Origin of the sequence: Thiomonas sp. (genome assembly GCF_034007205.1) — a bacterium.
In the GTDB taxonomy this organism is placed as follows: Bacteria; Pseudomonadota; Gammaproteobacteria; order Burkholderiales; family Burkholderiaceae_C; genus Thiomonas.
Window position 1 is genome coordinate 69,086 of the sequence record NZ_JAVERI010000005.1, and the last position, 17,520, is coordinate 86,605.

General features: G+C 65.2%; 15 protein-coding genes. 9 read left to right on the forward strand and 6 right to left on the reverse strand.

All coding sequences use genetic code 11. From position 1 onward, the window contains the following. Nucleotides 1–41 precede the first annotated feature (41 nt). The 4 genes from phnC (at nucleotide 42) to RBR52_RS05710 (ending at nucleotide 3,455) form a co-directional block, all read left to right on the forward strand. Nucleotides 42–914, forward strand: coding sequence for a phosphonate ABC transporter ATP-binding protein (gene phnC, locus RBR52_RS05695; protein ID WP_320376231.1), 873 nt, complete (start codon nucleotides 42–44; stop codon nucleotides 912–914). A 41-nt stretch (nucleotides 915–955) separates the two neighbouring features. Further along, complete coding sequence (gene phnD, locus RBR52_RS05700; protein WP_320376232.1) at nucleotides 956–1,900, forward strand: phosphonate ABC transporter substrate-binding protein; 945 nt, start codon at nucleotides 956–958, stop codon at nucleotides 1,898–1,900. A 77-nt stretch (nucleotides 1,901–1,977) separates the two neighbouring features. After that, the gene (gene phnE, locus RBR52_RS05705; protein WP_320376233.1) at nucleotides 1,978–2,784 is read left to right on the forward strand and encodes a phosphonate ABC transporter, permease protein PhnE; all 807 of its coding nucleotides are present in this window, start codon (nucleotides 1,978–1,980) and stop codon (nucleotides 2,782–2,784) included. A gap of 5 nt (nucleotides 2,785–2,789) precedes the next feature. After that, nucleotides 2,790–3,455: a DapH/DapD/GlmU-related protein gene (locus RBR52_RS05710; protein ID WP_320376234.1), complete on the forward strand. Its 666-nt coding sequence runs from the start codon at nucleotides 2,790–2,792 to the stop codon at nucleotides 3,453–3,455. A 27-nt stretch (nucleotides 3,456–3,482) separates the two neighbouring features. On the opposite strand, the gene RBR52_RS05715 is transcribed toward RBR52_RS05710, so the two are convergent. From RBR52_RS05715 to trhA, 3 genes are all read right to left on the reverse strand, one after another. Then, nucleotides 3,483–5,759: a putative bifunctional diguanylate cyclase/phosphodiesterase gene (locus RBR52_RS05715; RefSeq protein ID WP_320376235.1), complete on the reverse strand. Its 2,277-nt coding sequence runs from the start codon at nucleotides 5,757–5,759 to the stop codon at nucleotides 3,483–3,485. A gap of 244 nt (nucleotides 5,760–6,003) precedes the next feature. Continuing rightward, complete coding sequence (locus tag RBR52_RS05720; RefSeq protein WP_320376236.1) at nucleotides 6,004–7,845, reverse strand: electron transfer flavoprotein-ubiquinone oxidoreductase; 1,842 nt, start codon at nucleotides 7,843–7,845, stop codon at nucleotides 6,004–6,006. Nucleotides 7,846–7,936: 91 nt separating this feature from the next. Further along, nucleotides 7,937–8,599 (reverse strand): PAQR family membrane homeostasis protein TrhA, encoded by a 663-nt coding sequence (gene trhA, locus RBR52_RS05725; protein WP_320376237.1) that lies wholly within the window; start codon nucleotides 8,597–8,599, stop codon nucleotides 7,937–7,939. Nucleotides 8,600–8,747: 148 nt separating this feature from the next. On the opposite strand from trhA, the gene RBR52_RS05730 reads away from it, so the two are divergent. Both RBR52_RS05730 and RBR52_RS05735 read left to right on the forward strand, forming a co-directional pair. Then, nucleotides 8,748–9,989 (forward strand): MFS transporter, encoded by a 1,242-nt coding sequence (locus RBR52_RS05730; RefSeq protein WP_413818294.1) that lies wholly within the window; start codon nucleotides 8,748–8,750, stop codon nucleotides 9,987–9,989. A 154-nt stretch (nucleotides 9,990–10,143) separates the two neighbouring features. Continuing rightward, entirely contained in the window at nucleotides 10,144–10,548 is a 405-nt protein-coding gene (locus RBR52_RS05735; RefSeq protein WP_320376238.1) for a hypothetical protein, read from the forward strand. A 33-nt stretch (nucleotides 10,549–10,581) separates the two neighbouring features. Here RBR52_RS05735 and RBR52_RS05740 read toward each other — a convergent pair whose 3' ends face one another. After that, nucleotides 10,582–11,178, reverse strand: a complete 597-nt coding sequence (locus tag RBR52_RS05740) for a DUF3365 domain-containing protein (RefSeq protein ID WP_320376239.1) — start codon at nucleotides 11,176–11,178, stop codon at nucleotides 10,582–10,584. Nucleotides 11,179–11,504: 326 nt separating this feature from the next. Beyond that, nucleotides 11,505–13,274, reverse strand: a complete 1,770-nt coding sequence (locus tag RBR52_RS05745) for a glutamine--tRNA ligase/YqeY domain fusion protein (protein WP_320376240.1) — start codon at nucleotides 13,272–13,274, stop codon at nucleotides 11,505–11,507. A gap of 180 nt (nucleotides 13,275–13,454) precedes the next feature. Between RBR52_RS05745 and RBR52_RS05750 the strand changes: the two genes are divergently transcribed. Then, complete coding sequence (locus RBR52_RS05750; protein ID WP_320376241.1) at nucleotides 13,455–13,820, forward strand: glutelin; 366 nt, start codon at nucleotides 13,455–13,457, stop codon at nucleotides 13,818–13,820. 14 nt (nucleotides 13,821–13,834) lie between these two features. Here RBR52_RS05750 and RBR52_RS05755 read toward each other — a convergent pair whose 3' ends face one another. Beyond that, on the reverse strand, nucleotides 13,835–15,328 hold the full coding sequence (locus RBR52_RS05755; RefSeq protein WP_320376242.1) for a helicase HerA-like domain-containing protein: 1,494 nt from the start codon (nucleotides 15,326–15,328) through the stop codon (nucleotides 13,835–13,837). Between the two features lie 121 nt (nucleotides 15,329–15,449). On the opposite strand from RBR52_RS05755, the gene RBR52_RS05760 reads away from it, so the two are divergent. Both RBR52_RS05760 and purD read left to right on the forward strand, forming a co-directional pair. Next, on the forward strand, nucleotides 15,450–16,172 hold the full coding sequence (locus tag RBR52_RS05760) for a YebC/PmpR family DNA-binding transcriptional regulator (protein WP_320376243.1): 723 nt from the start codon (nucleotides 15,450–15,452) through the stop codon (nucleotides 16,170–16,172). A gap of 14 nt (nucleotides 16,173–16,186) precedes the next feature. Further along, complete coding sequence (purD, locus tag RBR52_RS05765) at nucleotides 16,187–17,470, forward strand: phosphoribosylamine--glycine ligase (RefSeq protein ID WP_320376244.1); 1,284 nt, start codon at nucleotides 16,187–16,189, stop codon at nucleotides 17,468–17,470. The last annotated feature ends 50 nt before the right edge of the window (nucleotides 17,471–17,520 follow it).

Here is a 17,520-nt window from a genome sequence, read left to right on the forward strand (position 1 = left end):
CCGACTTGTATAGACAAATTTTCTCCGCCATGTCCGCCGCCATGTCTGTCTCCATCCCCGCCTCCGCCCCTCACGCCATCCGCGTCACCCGGTTGAACAAGCATTTCGCCAACGGCCGCCACGCCCTGTGCGACATCGATCTGCAGATCGACCAGGGCGAAATGGTCGCCCTCATCGGCGCCTCGGGATCGGGCAAGTCCACCCTGATGCGTCATCTGGCCGGCCTGATCGCGGCCGACAGGAATTCCGCCTCGGAAATCCACATCAACGGCAACACGGTGCAAAGCCGCGGACGCATCGCCCGCGACGTGCGCCGCGTGCGCGCCGGGGTGGGCATGGTGTTTCAGCAGTTCAACCTGGTCGGGCGCCTGCCGGTGCTCACCAATGTACTGGTCGGGCAGTTGCACCGCACCCACTGGCTGCGCAGCCTGACCGGCTGGTTCACCCGCGAGGAGCGCGCGCACGCCATCCAGGCACTGGCTCGCGTGGGCATCGCGCAGCAGGCGCATCAGCGCGCCTCCACCCTGTCGGGCGGCCAGCAGCAGCGCGCCGCCATCGCCCGCACCCTGGTGCAGCAGGCGCGAGTCGTTCTCGCGGACGAGCCCATCGCCTCGCTCGACCCGGAATCCTCACGCCGCGTGATGGAAATCCTCACCCGCATCAACCGCGAAGACGGCGTCACCGTGCTGGTCTCGCTGCATCAGGTCGAAATGGCGCTGCGCTATTGCCCGCGCACCATCGCCCTCAGCGCCGGCCGCGTGGTGTACGACGGCCCCTCGGCCGCGCTGACTCCCGAACTGCTGCGCGCGCTCTACGGCACGCAGACCGACGAGTTTTCCGGGCTGGAAATCGGCGAAGACGCACAACGCCGGGATTCGGCCACCCCAGAGCTGGCCATGGCGCAGGCCGCCTGAGCCGGCCGCTCATTTGTTTTTCAACCCCAGGGAGTTTCATCATGCTAAAAAAAGTCCTCATCTCCGCTGTTTGCGCTTTCGGCTTGACCACCGCAGCACAGGCCACCACCCTCAACTTCGGCATCATTTCCACCGAATCGAGCACCAACCTGAAGAAGGATTGGGAGCCGGTGCTGGCGGAAATGGCCAGGCAGACCGGCTATGAAGTCAAGCCCTTCTTCGCCCCCGACTACGCCGGGGTGATCGAAGGCATGCGCTTCAACAAGGTGCAGGTGGCCTGGTTCGGCAACAAGTCGGCGATGGAAGCAGTCGACCGCGCCGATGGCGAAATCTTCGCCCAGACCATCGCCGCCGATGGCTCCGCAGGCTATTACTCGCTGCTCATCGTCAACAAGAAGAGCCCGATCAACACCCTCGACGACATGCTCAAGGAGGGCAAGTCGCTGAGCTTCAGCATCGGCGATCCCAACTCGACTTCGGGCTTCCTCGTTCCCACTTACTACGTCTTCGCCAAGAACCACATCGACCCGAAGACCTTTTTCAAGGTCACGCGCAGCGCCAACCATGAGTCCAACGCCATGGCCGTGGCCAACGGGCAGGTGGATGTGGCGACCAACAACACCGAAAGCCTGGACCGCCTCAAGCTGGTCCATCCCGCCGAGTTCGACAAGATCAAGGTGATCTGGAAGTCGCCGCTGATTCCTTCCGACCCGCTGGTGTATCGCAAGGATCTGCCGCAGGCCGAGAAGACCAAGATCGCCGATTTTTTCTACAACTACGGCAAAACGCCTGAGCAGAAGGCCGCGCTCAAGCGTCTGGGTCTGGCGGGCTTCAAGCCCTCGACCAACGCCCAGCTCGTGCCGATTCGTGAAATCAGCCTGTTCACCAAGCGCACCAAGATCGAGGCCAACGCCCAGTTGAGCGCCGAAGAGAAAAAATCGCAGATCGCCAAGATCGATGAACAGCTCGCCGCGCTGAAGAAATAAGCCGTTGTCCGCCCAGCCGGGCGGTCGGCCCATCGTCCGCCCGGCTTTTCCTTTTCACCATACCCGCTTTTGCCGCCATGACCGAACCCTCTCATGCCGCTTCGCTGCCCGCCGACCTCGCCCCGCGCGGTCTGCAGCGCTGGGGCAATCTGATCGGCTGGGGCCTGATCCTCGCCATCCTCGCCGCCTCCTGGCAGGGCGCCGACATCCGCCCGCTCGATCTGCTGCGCGATTCGGGCAATATGGTCCAGTTCGCCGAAGGTTTTTTTCCGCCCGATTTCACCGATTGGCGCATCTATGTGCAGGAGATGATCGTCACCCTCCAGATCGCCGTTTGGGGGACTGCGCTGGCCGTGCTGTGCTCGGTTCCGCTGGGCTTGCTGTCGGCATCGAATATCGTGCCCGCCTGGGTGTATCAGCCAGTGCGGCGTCTGATGGATGCGTTTCGCGCCATCAATGAAATGGTGTTTGCCATGCTGTTCGTCGTGGCCGTCGGCCTGGGGCCGTTCGCCGGGGTGCTGGCCTTGTGGGTGCACACCACCGGCACGCTGTCCAAGCTGTTCTCCGAGGCGGTCGAGGCCGTCGATCCGCAGCCCATCGAAGGCATCCGCTCCACCGGCGCTTCGGCGCTGCATGAAGTGATCTACGGGGTCATCCCGCAAGTGCTGCCGCTGTGGATTTCCTACACCCTGTACCGCTTCGAGGCCAATGTGCGCTCGGCTTCCGTCGTTGGCATGGTCGGCGCGGGCGGCATCGGCGTGATCCTGTGGGAAATTGTCCGCGCCTTCCAGTACAGCCAGACCGCAGCGGTGCTGCTCATCATCATCGTCACGGTCAGCGTGATCGATCTGATTTCTGCGCAAATCCGCAAACGCTATTTCTGAACACCATGCAACGCATCGACTGCGGCACCCCCGCCGATCCCTGGTCAGCCGGTCGGCGGCTGAGCCAGGCGCCCGAGATCGACCCCACGTCCTGGGTGCGCGGCTGCGATTTTGGCGACTACACCTACCTCGGCCCGCGCAGCAGCATGATCGACAGCACGCTGGGCGACTACAGCTATGCGATGGGAGACAACCAGATCGCCCATGCGCACATCGGCAGGTTCTGCAACATTGCCACGGGGGTGCGCATCAATCCGGGCAACCACCCCACCTGGCGCGCGGCGCAGCATCACTTCACCTATCGCAGCGCCTCGCATGGCTTCGACGCCGCAGACGACGCCGCGTTTTTCGACTGGCGCAAACAACACCCGGTACACATCGGCGCCGATGTCTGGATCGGACACGGCGCGACCGTGATGCCCGGTGTGCGCATCGGCGATGGCGCCGCCATCGGCAGCGGCGCCGTGGTCACCAAGGACGTGCCACCCTACGCCATCGTCGTGGGCGTTCCGGCGCGGGTGCTGCGCTACCGCTGCGACCCTGGGCTTGCACTGGCCATGCGCCGCATCGCCTGGTGGAACTGGAGCCGCGAGCAGCTCAACGCCGCGCTTCCCGATTTTCGCTCGCTCGATCTGGCCGCCTTCGTTGCAAAGTACGCCGTAACCGACTGACTTACCGACTCGCTGCACGACGCCAGGCTAAGCCTCGATTTCCGGCCGTCCCCAGTAATATCCCTGTCCCCAATCCACCCCGAGGCGGCGCATGGCCTCGGCGGTGGCTTCATCTTCGATGCCTTCGGCGATGGTCAGCATGCCCAGCTCGTGCGCCATGTTGTTGATCGAGCGCACCATGGCCTGCGCGCGTGCGCTGTGCGCGGCTTCGCGCACCAGTTCGGCCTCGATCTTGAGATAGCTCACCGGCAGCTTGAGCACATAGAGATAGGACGAATAGCCGCTGCCGAAATCGTCCACGGCCAATTGAAAGCCGAAGTCGATCAGCGGCTGCACCAGCAGCCGCACCGCTTCGGCGTCGCCGATGAGCTGGCGTTCGGTGATTTCGATCACCATCGGCTTGGGCTTGCCGGTCAGATCGACCCCGCAGTTGTTGCAATAGTGCCGGGCGCGTTCGAGCAGGGTCTGCACATCCTCCGGGCGGCTGAGAAAGTCGGCCGAGCAATTGATCATGTACTTCATCGGCTCGCCGTTTGGCTCCATGCGCAGCGAGCAGCGCGACATCACCTGCCTGGATACGCGCGCATCGATGCGATGCTCCAGGCGCAGGCGGTTGGCCACGTCGATGAACTGCCCGGCGGGCACCACCTCGCCGTCTTCGCGCACCAGACGCGCCAGCGCTTCATAGCCCATGACCCGGTCGTCGGCCAGCGACACCAGCGACTGATAGGCCACGCGGATGCGGTCGTCCTCGATGGCCTGCTTGAGCGTGAAGCCGCGCAGATAGTCCTGTGCCGATTGACCCTCGAACTGCTTGACCCGGTTGCGACCGCCGGCCTTGGCGTTGTAGAGCGCGGCGTCGCACTGCCCCAGCAGTTCGGCGGAGCCGAGCGGGCTGCCGGATTCCCAGGCCGAAACGCCGAAACTCGCCGTCAGCCGCAATTCCGAGCCGCCCACGGACATGCGGGTGTGCGAGATCAGATCACGCAGCTTTTCCGCCGCGGCGTGCGCGGTTTCGATGGACGAATCGGGCAGCAGCACCAGAAACTCCTCTCCTCCCCAGCGCGCCACCTGGTCTTCCTTGCGCACCCGGGTCTGCAGCAGATGGGCGATCTGCTGCAGCACGGCGTCGCCCGCGGCATGGCCGAAACCGTCGTTGATGAGCTTGAAGTGATCGAGGTCGAACAGCACCAGCGCGTAGCCGATGCCGTGCTGCTGCGCGTTGTCGTGGGCGCGCTGCAGGTATTCGCCCATGCCGCGGCGGTTGAGCAGTCCGGTGAGGCTGTCCTGATTGGCCAGGCGGTACATGATGTCGGCGCGGTCGCGCAGTTGCGCGCTCTCGCGCTCGGTCAGCCGCAGCACCAGCCTATAGGTCAGGGTCAGCAGGGCCAGCCACAGCGCCAATATGGTCAGCGCGGGCCAGTACGCGCGCCAGAAATCGCGCCAGAGCAAGGCGCGCGGCACGGTCATGTTCACCAGCACGTCGTAGCGCGGCAGCCGCACCCAGGCGCCCAGACGGGGCAGGTCGTCCGCATCGACCCGGCCGTCGAATTGGCCCGACAGCGCCTGCGGCCTGGCCTGCGCAGCCCTGGCCAGTTCGCCCTGACGCTTGGAGCCGTAGAAGCGCTGCAGGTCGTCCGCCTCGGGTGCGGGCCAGCGCGCCAGCAGATAGCCGTCGGCGCGCATCAGCGCAATCGACATGCCGGGCATGGCGTACTCTGCCGCGGCCACCGAGCGGCGCCAGCGATCGAGAAAATCGTTGAGCTCGACCGGCACGGCGATCAGCAGCACAGGCTGCCCTTGGGCGTCCTTCGCCATCAGCCGCAGCGGAATCACCCAGCGGTGCAGCATGGGGCCGTAGACGGCCTTGCCCACCTCCAGGCCTTGCATGTGCGCCGCCTGCTCGATGCCGGGCCAGATATCGGGCATGGCGCGGAAGTTGGGCAGGTTCTGCACCCCGGTCATCGTGGTGGCGAACACCTGCCCGTCGGGTCGCGACAGGTTGATCGCCAACGCCTGATCGTGGCCCAGCAGGGCTCGATAGCGCTGCAGCAGGGGCGTGAGCTGCTCGGGTCTGCCCAGCAGCTCCGGGCGGAACAGCAGATCACCCGCCAGCGCCGACATGATCGACTCGTAGCGCTGGAGGTAGGCCGTGGTCGCATCCGCGAGAAAGGCGGTTTCCACTCTCAGGGAACTGCGCAGCGTTTCGTCCTGGCGCTGCCAGTTGATCCACGCCAGCCAGAGGCCAAAGCCCATCGTCAGCACGACCAGTCCCCAATAGCCACGCCTGAGCCGACGATGCATGGGTGACCGGCCTGGCGGCGTCGGCACGGGAGCAGGCGAAAACTGGGACGTCGAGTCGGGCATGCAGCAGAAAGAAGTGTGGGGCCGAAAGCTGCCGCAGCCTCAGGCTTCGGTGCTCCTCCTTTGATTTGTTGCGGAGTGTATATGTGTCGCTGCCACAATAACCTTGAGCATTAGTTCACACTTTTGACACCTTTACGCCTACCCCCGAATGGCGTGTGACGTCCACAGCGGTCGGACGCCCTCACATACCGACATAATTCGGCCCGCCGCCGCCTTCGGGCGCGACCCAGACGATGTTCTGCGTCGGGTCCTTGATATCGCAGGTCTTGCAGTGCACGCAGTTCTGCGCGTTGATCTGCAGCCGGTCGCCGCCGTCCGAGCCCTTGACGAATTCGTATACCGCAGCCGGGCAGTAGCGTGCTTCCGGCCCGGCATAGGTCTTGAGGTTGATCTGCACCGGCACCGACACATCCTTGAGGGTGAGATGCGGCGGCTGGTTTTCCTCGTGATTCGTATTGCTCAGGTAGACCGAACTCAGCCGGTCGAAAGTGAGCACGCCGTCGGGCTTGGGATAGTCGATGCGCGGGCAATCCGCTGCGGGCTTGAGCGTGGCGTGATCGGGCACATGGTGATGCACCGTCCACGGCGGCGAGTGGATGCCGATGCGCGGCAGAAACCAGCGCTCCACGCCGGTCATCAGCGTGCCGACCAGTCGGCCCTTCTTGAACCATTGCTTGAAATTGCGCGCGGTCTTGAGTTCGGTGTGCAGCCACGACTGCTCGAACGCCTGGGGGTAAGCGCCGAGTTCGTCCTGCGCCCGACCGGCGGCCAGGGCATCGGCGATGGCCTGCGCCGCGAGCATGCCGGTCTTGATCGCCGCATGACTGCCCTTGATGCGCGAGGCGTCGAGAAACCCCGCCTCGCACCCCACCAGACAGCCGCCGGGAAACACCAGCTTGGGCAGCGACAACAGCCCGCCCGCCGTGATGGCGCGCGCGCCGTAGCCCAGCCGCCTGGCGCCATCGAACAGGCCGCGAATCGCCGGATGGGTCTTGAGCCGCTGGAACTCCTCGAACGGGCTCATCCATGGGTTGGTGTAGTCCAGCCCGACGACGAAGCCGATCGCCACCTTGCGGTCTTCGAGGTGGTAGAGAAATCCACCACCATAGGTCTTGGCGTCTAGCGGCCAGCCGGCGGTGTGCAGCACCAGCCCGGGCTGATGCTTGTCGGCGGCGACCTCCCAGATTTCCTTCAGGCCGATGCCGTAGCTCTGCGGATCGCGCCCGGCGTCGAGCGCGTATTTGGCAATCAATTCGCGGCCCAACTGCCCGCGCGAACCCTCGGCGAACACGGTGTACTTGGCCCGCAGTTCCATGCCCAGCGCGAAGTGATCGGTCGGCTCGCCGTCCTTGCCCAGGCCCTGGTTGCCCGTGGCCACGCCGCGCACCCGGCCCTGCTCGTCATACAGCACCTCGGCCGCGGCGAAGCCGGGGAAAATCTCCACCCCCAACGCTTCAGCCTGCTGCGCCATCCAGCGCACCAGATTGCCCAGGCTGATGACGTAATTGCCATGATTCTTGAAACAGTCGGGCAAGAATGCCGCGGGCGTAGCCCTGGCGTTGGCGTCGTTCATGAGAAAACGCAGGGCCGCCCCAAGTTTCCTTGTCCACCTCGCGGCTTGCAAGCCGCTCGGATTCGGCTCCGTCCAGGCTGCCGCAGGGCAGTCTGGAGCCGCGGGCCTCATCCCCCTCGGGGGGCGGGTCGGCGAGCCGACCCTGGGGGCACTCAGAAACAAAAACTGATCCGCAGTGACCGGCTGATTCAGCGGCGCGCCCATCGCCTTCCAGTCCGGGAAGAGTTCGGTGAGCGCGCCGGGGTCGATGATGGCCCCGGACAGAATGTGCGCCCCCGGCTCCGAGCCTTTTTCCAGCACGCAGACCGAAATCTCGCGCCCGGCCTGCTGCGCCAGTTGCTTGAGATGGATGGACGTGGCCAGGCCGCCCGGGCCGGCGCCGACGACGACGACGTCGTAATCCATGGCCTCGCGCGGGCCGAATTTTTCCAAGAGTTGATGCGGGGTCATCGCGGTCTCCACGGTCTGTCTGCTTTGGTCGACATTCTAAGCATGGCCGACGCAAAAAAGAACGGTCGTTCGTTTTCCGCTCAGTCCGGCTTCAGACAGCGTAATGGAGTACCGCGAAAAAATGACAAACGGTTCCGGCGAGCACGAACAGATGCCAGACGAAGTGCGCGTAGCGCCAGCGCGCGTCGAACACGAAAAACACCACGCCCAGGGTGTAGGACACGCCGCCCGCCACCAGCCAGAAAAGACCCATCGGTGCAATGCGCTCGGCCAGAGGCTCGATGGCGATCAGCACCACCCAGCCCATGCCCAGATACAGCGCGGTGGACAGGCGCGGAAAGCGCACCCCGGCAAACGCCTTGAGCAGCAGCCCCATCGCCGCCAGCCCCCAGACCAGACCGAACAGCGTCCACCCCCAGCCCCCGCGCAGCACGCCCAGGGTGAACGGTGTATAGGTACCCGCGATCAGCAGGTAGATGGCCGCATGGTCCAGGCGCTGCAACACCGCCTTGAGCCGCGGCTGCGGCAGGGCGTGATACAGCGTGGAGGCCAGATAGAGCAGGACGGCGGAGACGCCGAAAACGCTCGCCCCCACCACGCTGGCCACAGGCTGATGCTCCACCGCGTGGACGATGAGCACGGGCAGCGCAGCCACCGACAGCAACAGCCCGAGCCCGTGGCTGATGCTGTTGGCGATTTCCTCGCCCAGACTCTGGGGACGCAGGGCGACCAAGGTACTTGCGTTTTGTGCCATGTGTGCAATGGTAGGACGGCATCAAGTCTTGCGCACCCGTTGCCGAAAAAATCCCTGCCTGCGCAAACATCTTCCCGCCGCACTATTCTTGCGTTCACGCAAGTGAAACCCGTCTTGCGTTTTCCGCTCTCCTCCAAAAATCCAGACCGTGAGTTCCACACCGACCACCGCTGCGCTCGCCCCCGCAGACAGCGCCCCAGCGGAGCAGACCCGCTTTCGCATCCTCGGCGCGATCAGTTTTTCGCACTTTCTCAACGACATGATCCAGTCGTTGATCCTGGCGATCTATCCATTGTTCAAGACCGATTTCCACCTCAATTTCGCTCAGATCGGCCTGATCACCCTCACCTATCAGTTCACTGCGTCTTTGCTGCAGCCGCTGGTGGGCCATTACACCGACAAGCATCCCAAGCCCTACTCGCTGGCCGTGGGCATGGGCTGCACCCTGGCCGGGCTGCTGACGCTGTCGGTGGCGCCGAGCTTCCCCATCCTGCTGCTGGCCGCGGCCATGGTGGGTACAGGCTCGTCGATCTTCCACCCGGAGTCGTCGCGCGTGGCGCGCATGGCTTCGGGCGGGCGCCACGGGCTGGCGCAATCCATCTTCCAGGTCGGCGGCAATGCGGGCACGGCCACCGGGCCGCTGCTGGCCGCGTGGATCGTGCTGCCGCATGGGCAGAAGAGTGTCGCGTGGTTTTCTCTGGCTGCCCTGCTGGCCATCATCGTGCTCATCGGCGTGGGCCGCTGGTACAGCCACCAGCATCGCCTGCCGAAGAAGGCCGCGACCGTCAAGCATGCACCGGTGCCGCCGCATCTGGTGCGCCGCACGCTGGCGGTGCTGCTGGCGCTGATCTTCTCCAAGTTCTTCTATCTGGCGAGCATCAACAGCTATCTCATCTTCTACCTGATGCACAAATTCCACGTCAGCACGGAAGTCGGGCAGTATCACCTGTTCGTCTTCCTCGCCTCGGTCGCGGCGGGAACCCTGCTGGGCGGCCCCATCGGCGACCGGGTCGGCCGCAAGGCGGTGATCTGGGTGTCCATCCTCGGCGTGGCGCCCTTCACCCTGATGTTGCCCTACGCCAGCCTGGAAATGTCGGCCGTGCTCAGCGCCATCATCGGCTTCATGCTGGCCTCGGCCTTCCCGTCGATGGTGGTCTACGCGCAGGAGCTCATTCCCGGCAAGGTCGGCACCGTGGCCGGGCTGTTCTTCGGCCTGGCCTTCGGTCTGGGCGGCGTCGGCGCGGCGGTGCTGGGGCAGTTGGCCGATCTGTGGGGCATCGACGCGGTGTACAAAATCTGCTCCTTCCTGCCGCTCATCGGCCTGCTGGCGGTGTTTCTGCCCAATCTGCATCAACCGAGGACAACGCCACCCAAACCTGCAGCCGCCTGACGGCGTGCAGCACGCTGGCAAGCCCCGCCCCGGCGGGGCTTTTTGTATCGCGGAAAATGAAACGAGGCTGAAGATCGGCAGCCGAAAGCGAACCCGGCTTGTCAACCAAGGTCTATTTCAAGGCGCATTTCTGCGAATCTTGAAAGGAATCATCATGCCTGTTCCGCATCGAGCCCTGCGCCGGGGCGCTCTGGTCGGCGCATTGGCGGCCTGCCTGCTCAGTCCTGCCCTGAGTCGGGCCGCAGAGGTCCACCACGTCGGCGATATTTCCTACGTCTGCGGCGGCGTGGGAGAAGACGCGATGAACGCACTCAAGAAAATGTCGCCGCAGTTCAACCTGGGGTTCTGGATGGTCGAGGGTCCGCGCGGCGCCTATCTGGCCGATGTGCCGATCCGCATCGAAAAACAGGGCAAGACCGTCGCCAGTTTCACAGCCAGTGGCCCCTTGTGCTATGTCAAGGCGCCTGCGGGCCGCTACACCCTCGTCGGCACGCACAAGCAGCAACAACGCAGAATCACCCTACAGACCGGCAACAAGAACGCCTACCTGCGCTGGTAGGCGCCGTGGTGAGGGTCGTCGGCTGCGCGAAGATCAGAGCGGCCGGCTGACGACCACCGCGCCGCGCAACTGCCCCGGCGCGTAGCCGGTGGCCGCATCGTGCGGATATTCGGTTCTGAGCTTGTCGGCTACGCCCGGCGCGAGTTGCGCAGCAGTGCCGTGGCAGGCGATGCACTGCGGCTGCAGCACGATGGCCTTGGCGTAATGCAGCGTGGGCTTGCCGTTCTCGGTGACCACTTCGCTCCACTCCAGGGTTTGCGGCTTGGCGCCCGATTTCAGGTCGGCGTTCAAATGGGCCAGCGCCTTGCGCTGCCAGACGTTGGGCGTGCCCAGGTCGACATTGCGCACCCGGGTGCCCACGCGGGTGATCTTCCAGCCGGTCCTGTCGGCCAAGCCCAGGGCGATTTCCGGGGCGATGGTCTTGCACACCGTGATCGAACCCGCCGGGCCGTTTTCTTTCATGCTGGCCTGCAGCTTGCCGCTCAGGGTCTTGAGCAGTTCGCCGGTGACGGCGCGGGTGGCCTGCATCTGCTCGGGCGTGGGGGCGGTTTGCGCCCAAGCAAACGCCGGGGATGCGGCGAGCGCCAAGGCGGCCATCCATCGAGGCAGGGAGTGGGACAAATCACGCATGGGTATCTCTCCAGAAAATCGCGTCCAGACGACTTGCCGGACATCTTGGAAAGATTATGTAACCGGATGCGTTCAAAGTTTGCCGTTAAACAGAAGGCTCGAACTTCATATTGATGGAGATCAATAGTAGGCCATGAGATCGCCTATAAGCGGCAACATGTCGCATCTGTTGTGCAGATTGAGTCAGACTCCGGGCTGCGGATCGAGGAAGCCGCCAACTCGGCCGCACCGAGCACGCAAAAACCCCCTGTTGCTGCAGGCGGCCAGCGCGCTGCTGCCCGCAGGCATGGGGGCGCCGAAGCTCGGGGTGTCATCAAGCGCCCGCATCACCTGCCCCAACTGTCCTTGAGCGTGGTGGTGCGGTTGAACACCGGCCGACCCGGCGCATGGTCGATGCGATCGGCGACGAAATAGCCGTGACGCTCGAACTGGAACCAGGCCCCTGCGGGCGCGTCCGCAAGCGCAGGCTCGACATAGGCCTGCACCGTCTGTCTGCTCTGCGGGTTGAGCGCGGACAGAAAATCGCGCCCGCCCGCGTCGGGCTGCGCCTGGGTGAACAGCCGATCGAACAGTCGCACCTGCGCGGCCGCGCCCAGACTGGCGCTCACCCAGGTGATCACCCCTTTGACCTTGACCGCGTCAGCGCCCGGGGTGCCGCTTTTGGTGTCGGGCAACAGCTCGGCCAGTACCTTGACGACCCGGCCCTCGGCGTCTTTTTCGCAGCCGGTGCAGCGCACCACATAGCCGTATTTCAACCGTACCAAACCACCGGGCGTGAGGCGGTGATAGCCCTTGGGCGGAGCCTCCTTGAAGTCTTCGCGCTCGATCCACACCCGCGCGGTGAGGTCGAAGCTGCGCCGCCCCATCTCGGGATGCGCGGGATGCGCCGGTGCACTGCAAGGCTCGGCGTGCGCTGTGCTGCCGAACACCTCGGCCCAGTTGGTGAGCTCCAGTTCGAGCGAATCGAGCACCGCCATCGCGCGCGGTGCGCGGGTGTCGAGATCGTCGCGCAGCGCCTGTTCGAGCACGCTGTAATCGATCCAGGAATCGGCCTTGCTCACGCCGATGCGCTCGGCAAACAGCCGCAGGCTCTCGGGGGTGTAGCCGCGGCGGCGCAGACCCACCAGCGTGGGCATGCGCGGATCGTCCCAGCCGTCGACATGGCCTTCGGCGACGAGTTGCGCCAGCCGGCGCTTGCTCGTCACCACATAGGTGAGGTTGAGCCGGGCGAATTCGTACTGGTGCGGCCGCGGGCTGGCCACAAGCCCCAGCCGCACGAGGTGATCGAGCAGCCAGTCGTAGAACGGCCGCTGGTCCTCGAACTCCAGCGTGCAGATGCTGTGGGTGATGCACTCCATCGCGTCCTCGATGGGATGCGCGAAGGTGTACATGGGGTAGATGCACCAAGTGTCGCCGGTGCGGTGATGATGCGCGAAGCGGATGCGGTAGATCACCGGGTCACGCAGATTGATATTGGGCGAGGCCATGTCGATCTTCGCCCGCAGCACCATGCTGCCTTCCGGGTGTTGGCCCGCGCGCATTTGCTCGAACCGTTTCAGGCTTTCGGCGGCGGGCCGGTCGCGCCACGGGCTGTCCACCCCCGGCTCGGTGAGCGTGCCGCGGTTGCGGCGCATGTCGTCTGCGCCCTGCTCGTCGACATAGGCCAGGCCGGACTCGATCAGCGCGCAGGCGCAGCGGTACATGAAGTCGAAGTCGTCGCTGGCGTAGAACAGGTGCGACACCCCGCCGACATTCCAGTCGAAGCCCAGCCAGCGCACCATTTCGACAATCGCATCGACGTATTCCTGTTCCTCCTTTTCGGGATTGGTGTCGTCGAAACGCAGGTGGCAGACGCCGCCGTAGTCCTGCGCCAAGCCGAAATTCAGGCAGATGCTCTTGGCGTGGCCGATGTGCAGATAGCCGTTGGGCTCGGGCGGAAAGCGGGTGCGGATGCGCGCGGCGTCGGGCTGCCCTGCGGCGTGGCCGGCGGCATCGGCCGGATGACCGGCGAAGCGCCGGTTCGCATAAGTGCCTTGCGCCAGATCGCGCTCGATGATCTGACGCAGGAAATTGGAGGGTTTTTCTGTGGAATCCATAACCGCGCTATTTGAACAGGTCTGGGACAGGCTGGAATGGGGCGGTGTTGCAGTGCAATACTCAAACCTGCCAGGCAGATGGCCTGCGGCACTGAAAAAACTTCACGCACGATGTCGGCAAGCCCAGGCATCTGCCGTTACTCCAGCACGAACCACAAGATTGCTCAGGAGGTTTGCATCATGTTCCGCCAAATCGTTTTCGCCCTTGCGGGCAGCGCCGCCCTCGTCGCCGCCCCTGCCGCGCACGCCGACCGGGTGTACTGGTCGCTCAACGTCGGGGTTCCCGGCGTCGTGAGTACATTTTCCAACGCTTATCCGGTGTATCAGGCGCCGCCCGTCGTGTACGCGCCGCCGGTGGTCTATGCCCCGCCGCCGCGGCTGCCTCCGGTGTATTTCGCGCCGCCGCCTCCGCCGCGCCCGGTTTACTACGGCTATGCCCCGGTCTACGGCCCGGTGTATGGCGTGCCGCTGCGCCGCTGGGATCGCGATCATTGGCGGCATGATCACGGCCGCCATGGGGGTCACCGCGACTGGGACGACCGCTAAGCTGCATCGGCGACTCAGCGCCGCTTGCTCCCCCCCAGCAGTCCGCCGAGAACGCCGCGGATGATTTCGCGGCCAACGCTGCTGCCGATGCTGCGCGCCGCCGACTTGGCCAGGGTTTCGAGCAGAGAATCCTTGCGGCCCGACCCGCGCGCCAGACCGCCCAGCCCCTCCCCGAGCGAATCGAGCAGACCACCGCCTGAATCGGCAGGCGCGGGCGCTCGCGGGGCGGCTTCCACCCGGCCCTTGAGCAACTCGTAGGCCGATTCGCGGTCCACCGCCTTTTCATACACCCCCGCCACCAGAGAACCCTGCATCACCGCCTTGCGCTCCTCGGGGGTGATGGGGCCGATGCGGCTGCCGGGCGCCAGCATCCACACGCGCTCGGTCGGGGTCGGACGGCCCTTCTCGTCGAGCAGCGACACCAGCGCCTCGCCCACCGCGAGTTCGGTGATGGCCTGCGCCACGTCCAGACCGGGATTGGGACGCATGGTGTCGGCCGCGGTTTTCACCGCCTTCTGGTCACGCGGGGTGAAGGCGCGCAGCGCGTGCTGGATGCGGTTGCCGAGCTGGCCGAGCACCGTATCGGGAATGTCCAGCGGGTTCTGCGTGACGAAAAAAACCCCCACACCCTTGGAGCGAATCAGGCGCACGACCTGCTCGATCTTCTCCAGCAGCGGCTTGGGCGCATCGTCGAACAGCAGATGCGCCTCGTCGAAGAAGAACACCAGCCTGGGTTGATCGGGATCGCCGATCTCGGGCAGGCGCTCGAACAGCTCGGACAGCAGCCACAGCAGGAAGGTGGCATACAAACGCGGCGCCTGATAGAGCTTGTCGGCGGCGAGGATGTTGACCATGCCACGCCCCTGGCCGTCGGTCTGCATCAGGTCGTCGATATCGAGCATGGGCTCGCCGAAAAACTGATCGGCGCCCTGGGTTTCGAGCTGCAGCAGCCCGCGCTGGATCGCGCCCACGCTGGCCGCGCTGATATTGCCGTACTCGGTGGTGAAGCGCGCCGCGTTATCGCCCACTTCCTGCAGCATGGCGCGCAGGTCTTTCAGGTCGAGCAGCAGCAGGCCGTTGTCGTCGGCGATTTTGAACACCAGGTTGAGCACGCCGGCCTGCGTTTCATTGAGCTGCAGCAGCCGCGCCAGCAGCAGCGGCCCCATGTCGGAAATGGTGGCGCGGATGGGGTGGCCCTGCTCGCCGAACACGTCCCACAGCGTCACCGGGCAGGCGCCGAAGGTCGGCTCGGGCAGGACTAGGGTCTTGAGCCGCTCGGCCAGTTTGGGGCCCATCGCGCCCGCTTGGGAAAGCCCGGTCAGGTCGCCCTTCACATCGGCCATGAACACCGGCGTGCCGATGCGTGAAAACGCCTCGGCCAGCACCTGCAGGCTGACGGTCTTGCCGGTGCCGGTGGCGCCGGTGATCAGGCCGTGACGATTGGACAGCCGCGGCAACAGATGGCATTGCACCTTGCCGTGCTGGGCGATGAGAAGGGGGTCGGACATGGCTGCAGCCTGGGTATGAGGGAGGTAGAGCGCAAGGCGCGAAAGTAGAATCCGCAGTCTATCAACGCCTTGCGACACGTTCACCCCGGCGCAGGGCTTTCATCAGGAGCATCGCACCACCATGGCCGGACATTCCAAATGGGCCAATATCCAGCACCGCAAAGGCCGTCAGGACGAAAAGCGCGGCAAGGTCTGGACCAAGATCATCCGTGAAATCTCTGCCGCGGCCCGCCTGGGCGGCGGCGACCCAGCCGCCAATCCCCGGCTGCGTCTGGCGGTCGACAAGGCCAAGGCCGCCAACATGCCGGCGGACACGGTGAAGAAGAACATCGACAAGGCCACCGGCGCGCTCGAAGGCGTGCATTACGAAGAAATCCGCTATGAAGGCTATGGCGTCGGCGGAGCGGCGCTGATCATCGACTGCCTGACCGACAACCGGGTGCGCACCGTGGCCGAAGTGCGGCATGCGCTGTCCAAGCACGGCGGCAATCTGGGCACCGAAGGCTCGGTGGCTTTCCAGTTCAGGCATTGCGGACAGTTGATCTTCGCCCCCGGCACCTCCGAAGACCAGGTGATGGAAGCCGCGCTCGAAGCCGGCGCCGACGACGTGATCACCGATGACGATGGCGCCATCGAAGTGCTCACCCCGCCAGCGCAGTTCGAGGCCGTGCGCGCTGCGCTCGAAGCCGCCGGGCTGCAGCCGGAACTCGCCGTCATCACCCTGCGCGCCGACAACACGGTCGAACTCGCGGGCGACGACGCCGAGAAGATGCAAAAGCTCATCGACGCGCTGGAAGACCTCGACGATGTGCAAGAGGTCTATCACAACGCCACCTTCGCCTGATACGCGCCCTCCCCATGAAACTCCTCGTCATCGGCTCGGGCGGACGCGAGCACGCCATCGCCTGGAAGCTGGCGCAATCGCCACGGGTGCAAACCGTGTATGTTGCACCGGGCAACGGCGGCACCGCGCTCGATCCCCGGCTGGAGAACCTGCAGGTCGCCAACGCCGAAGAACTGGCCGAGTTCTGCGCGCGCGAAAAAATCGCCTACACCGTGGTCGGCCCCGAGGCGCCGCTGGCCGCGGGCATCGTCGATGGCTTTCGCGCCCGCGGGCTGAAGATTTTCGGCCCGACACGCGCCGCGGCCCAACTGGAGAGCTCCAAGGCGTTCTCCAAGGACTTCATGGCGCGGCACCGCATCCCCACTGCGGCCTATGCCACGTTCGAAGACGCTGCAGCGGCGCATGCCCATGTGGACGAGCACGGCGCGCCCATCGTCGTCAAGGCCGACGGCCTGGCCGCGGGCAAGGGCGTGGTGGTGGCGCAGACGGCGGACCAAGCCCACGCCGCGATCGACGACATGCTGCAGGCCAACCGCTACGGCGTGCAGCACAACGCGGGCCGCGCGCGCGTGGTCATCGAAGAGTTTTTGCAGGGCGAGGAAGCCAGCTTCATCGTCATGGTCGATGGCCTGCATGTGCTCGCGCTGGCCTCCAGCCAAGACCACAAACGCCTGCTCGACGGCGACAACGGCCCCAACACCGGCGGCATGGGCGCCTACTCACCCGCGCCCGTGGTCACGCCCGAGGTGCACGCCCGCGTGATGCGCGAAATCATCCAGCCCACGGTCAAGGGCATGGCGGCCGACGGCATTCCCTACACCGGCTTTCTCTACGCCGGACTGATGATCGACGCCCACGGCCGCGCCAAGACGCTGGAATTCAACTGCCGCATGGGCGACCCGGAAACCCAGCCCATCATGGCGCGCCTCAAGAGCGACCTCTCGGTGGTGTTCGACAAGGCGCTGGCCGGCCGGCTCGACCAGGTCGAACTGGAGTGGGACCGCCGCACCGCGCTCGCCGTGGTGCTCGCCGCGCACGGCTATCCGGAAAACCCGCGCAAGGGCGACGTCATCACCGGCATCCCGCCCGAAACGGCCGATTGCATCACCTTCCACGCCGGCACCACGCTTGACGCGCAGGGCGTGCTGCGCACCTCGGGAGGCCGGGTGCTGGCGGTCACCGCTTTAGGCGATTCGCCCCGCATCGCGCAACAACGCGCTTACGAAGCCATCCACACGATTCATTTCGATGGCATGCAATGCCGCCGCGACATCGGCTGGCGCGCGATCAAGCGCTGAACAGATCAAACGCTGAATATTTCCAGCGATTTCCGGCGAATCTCGTCACC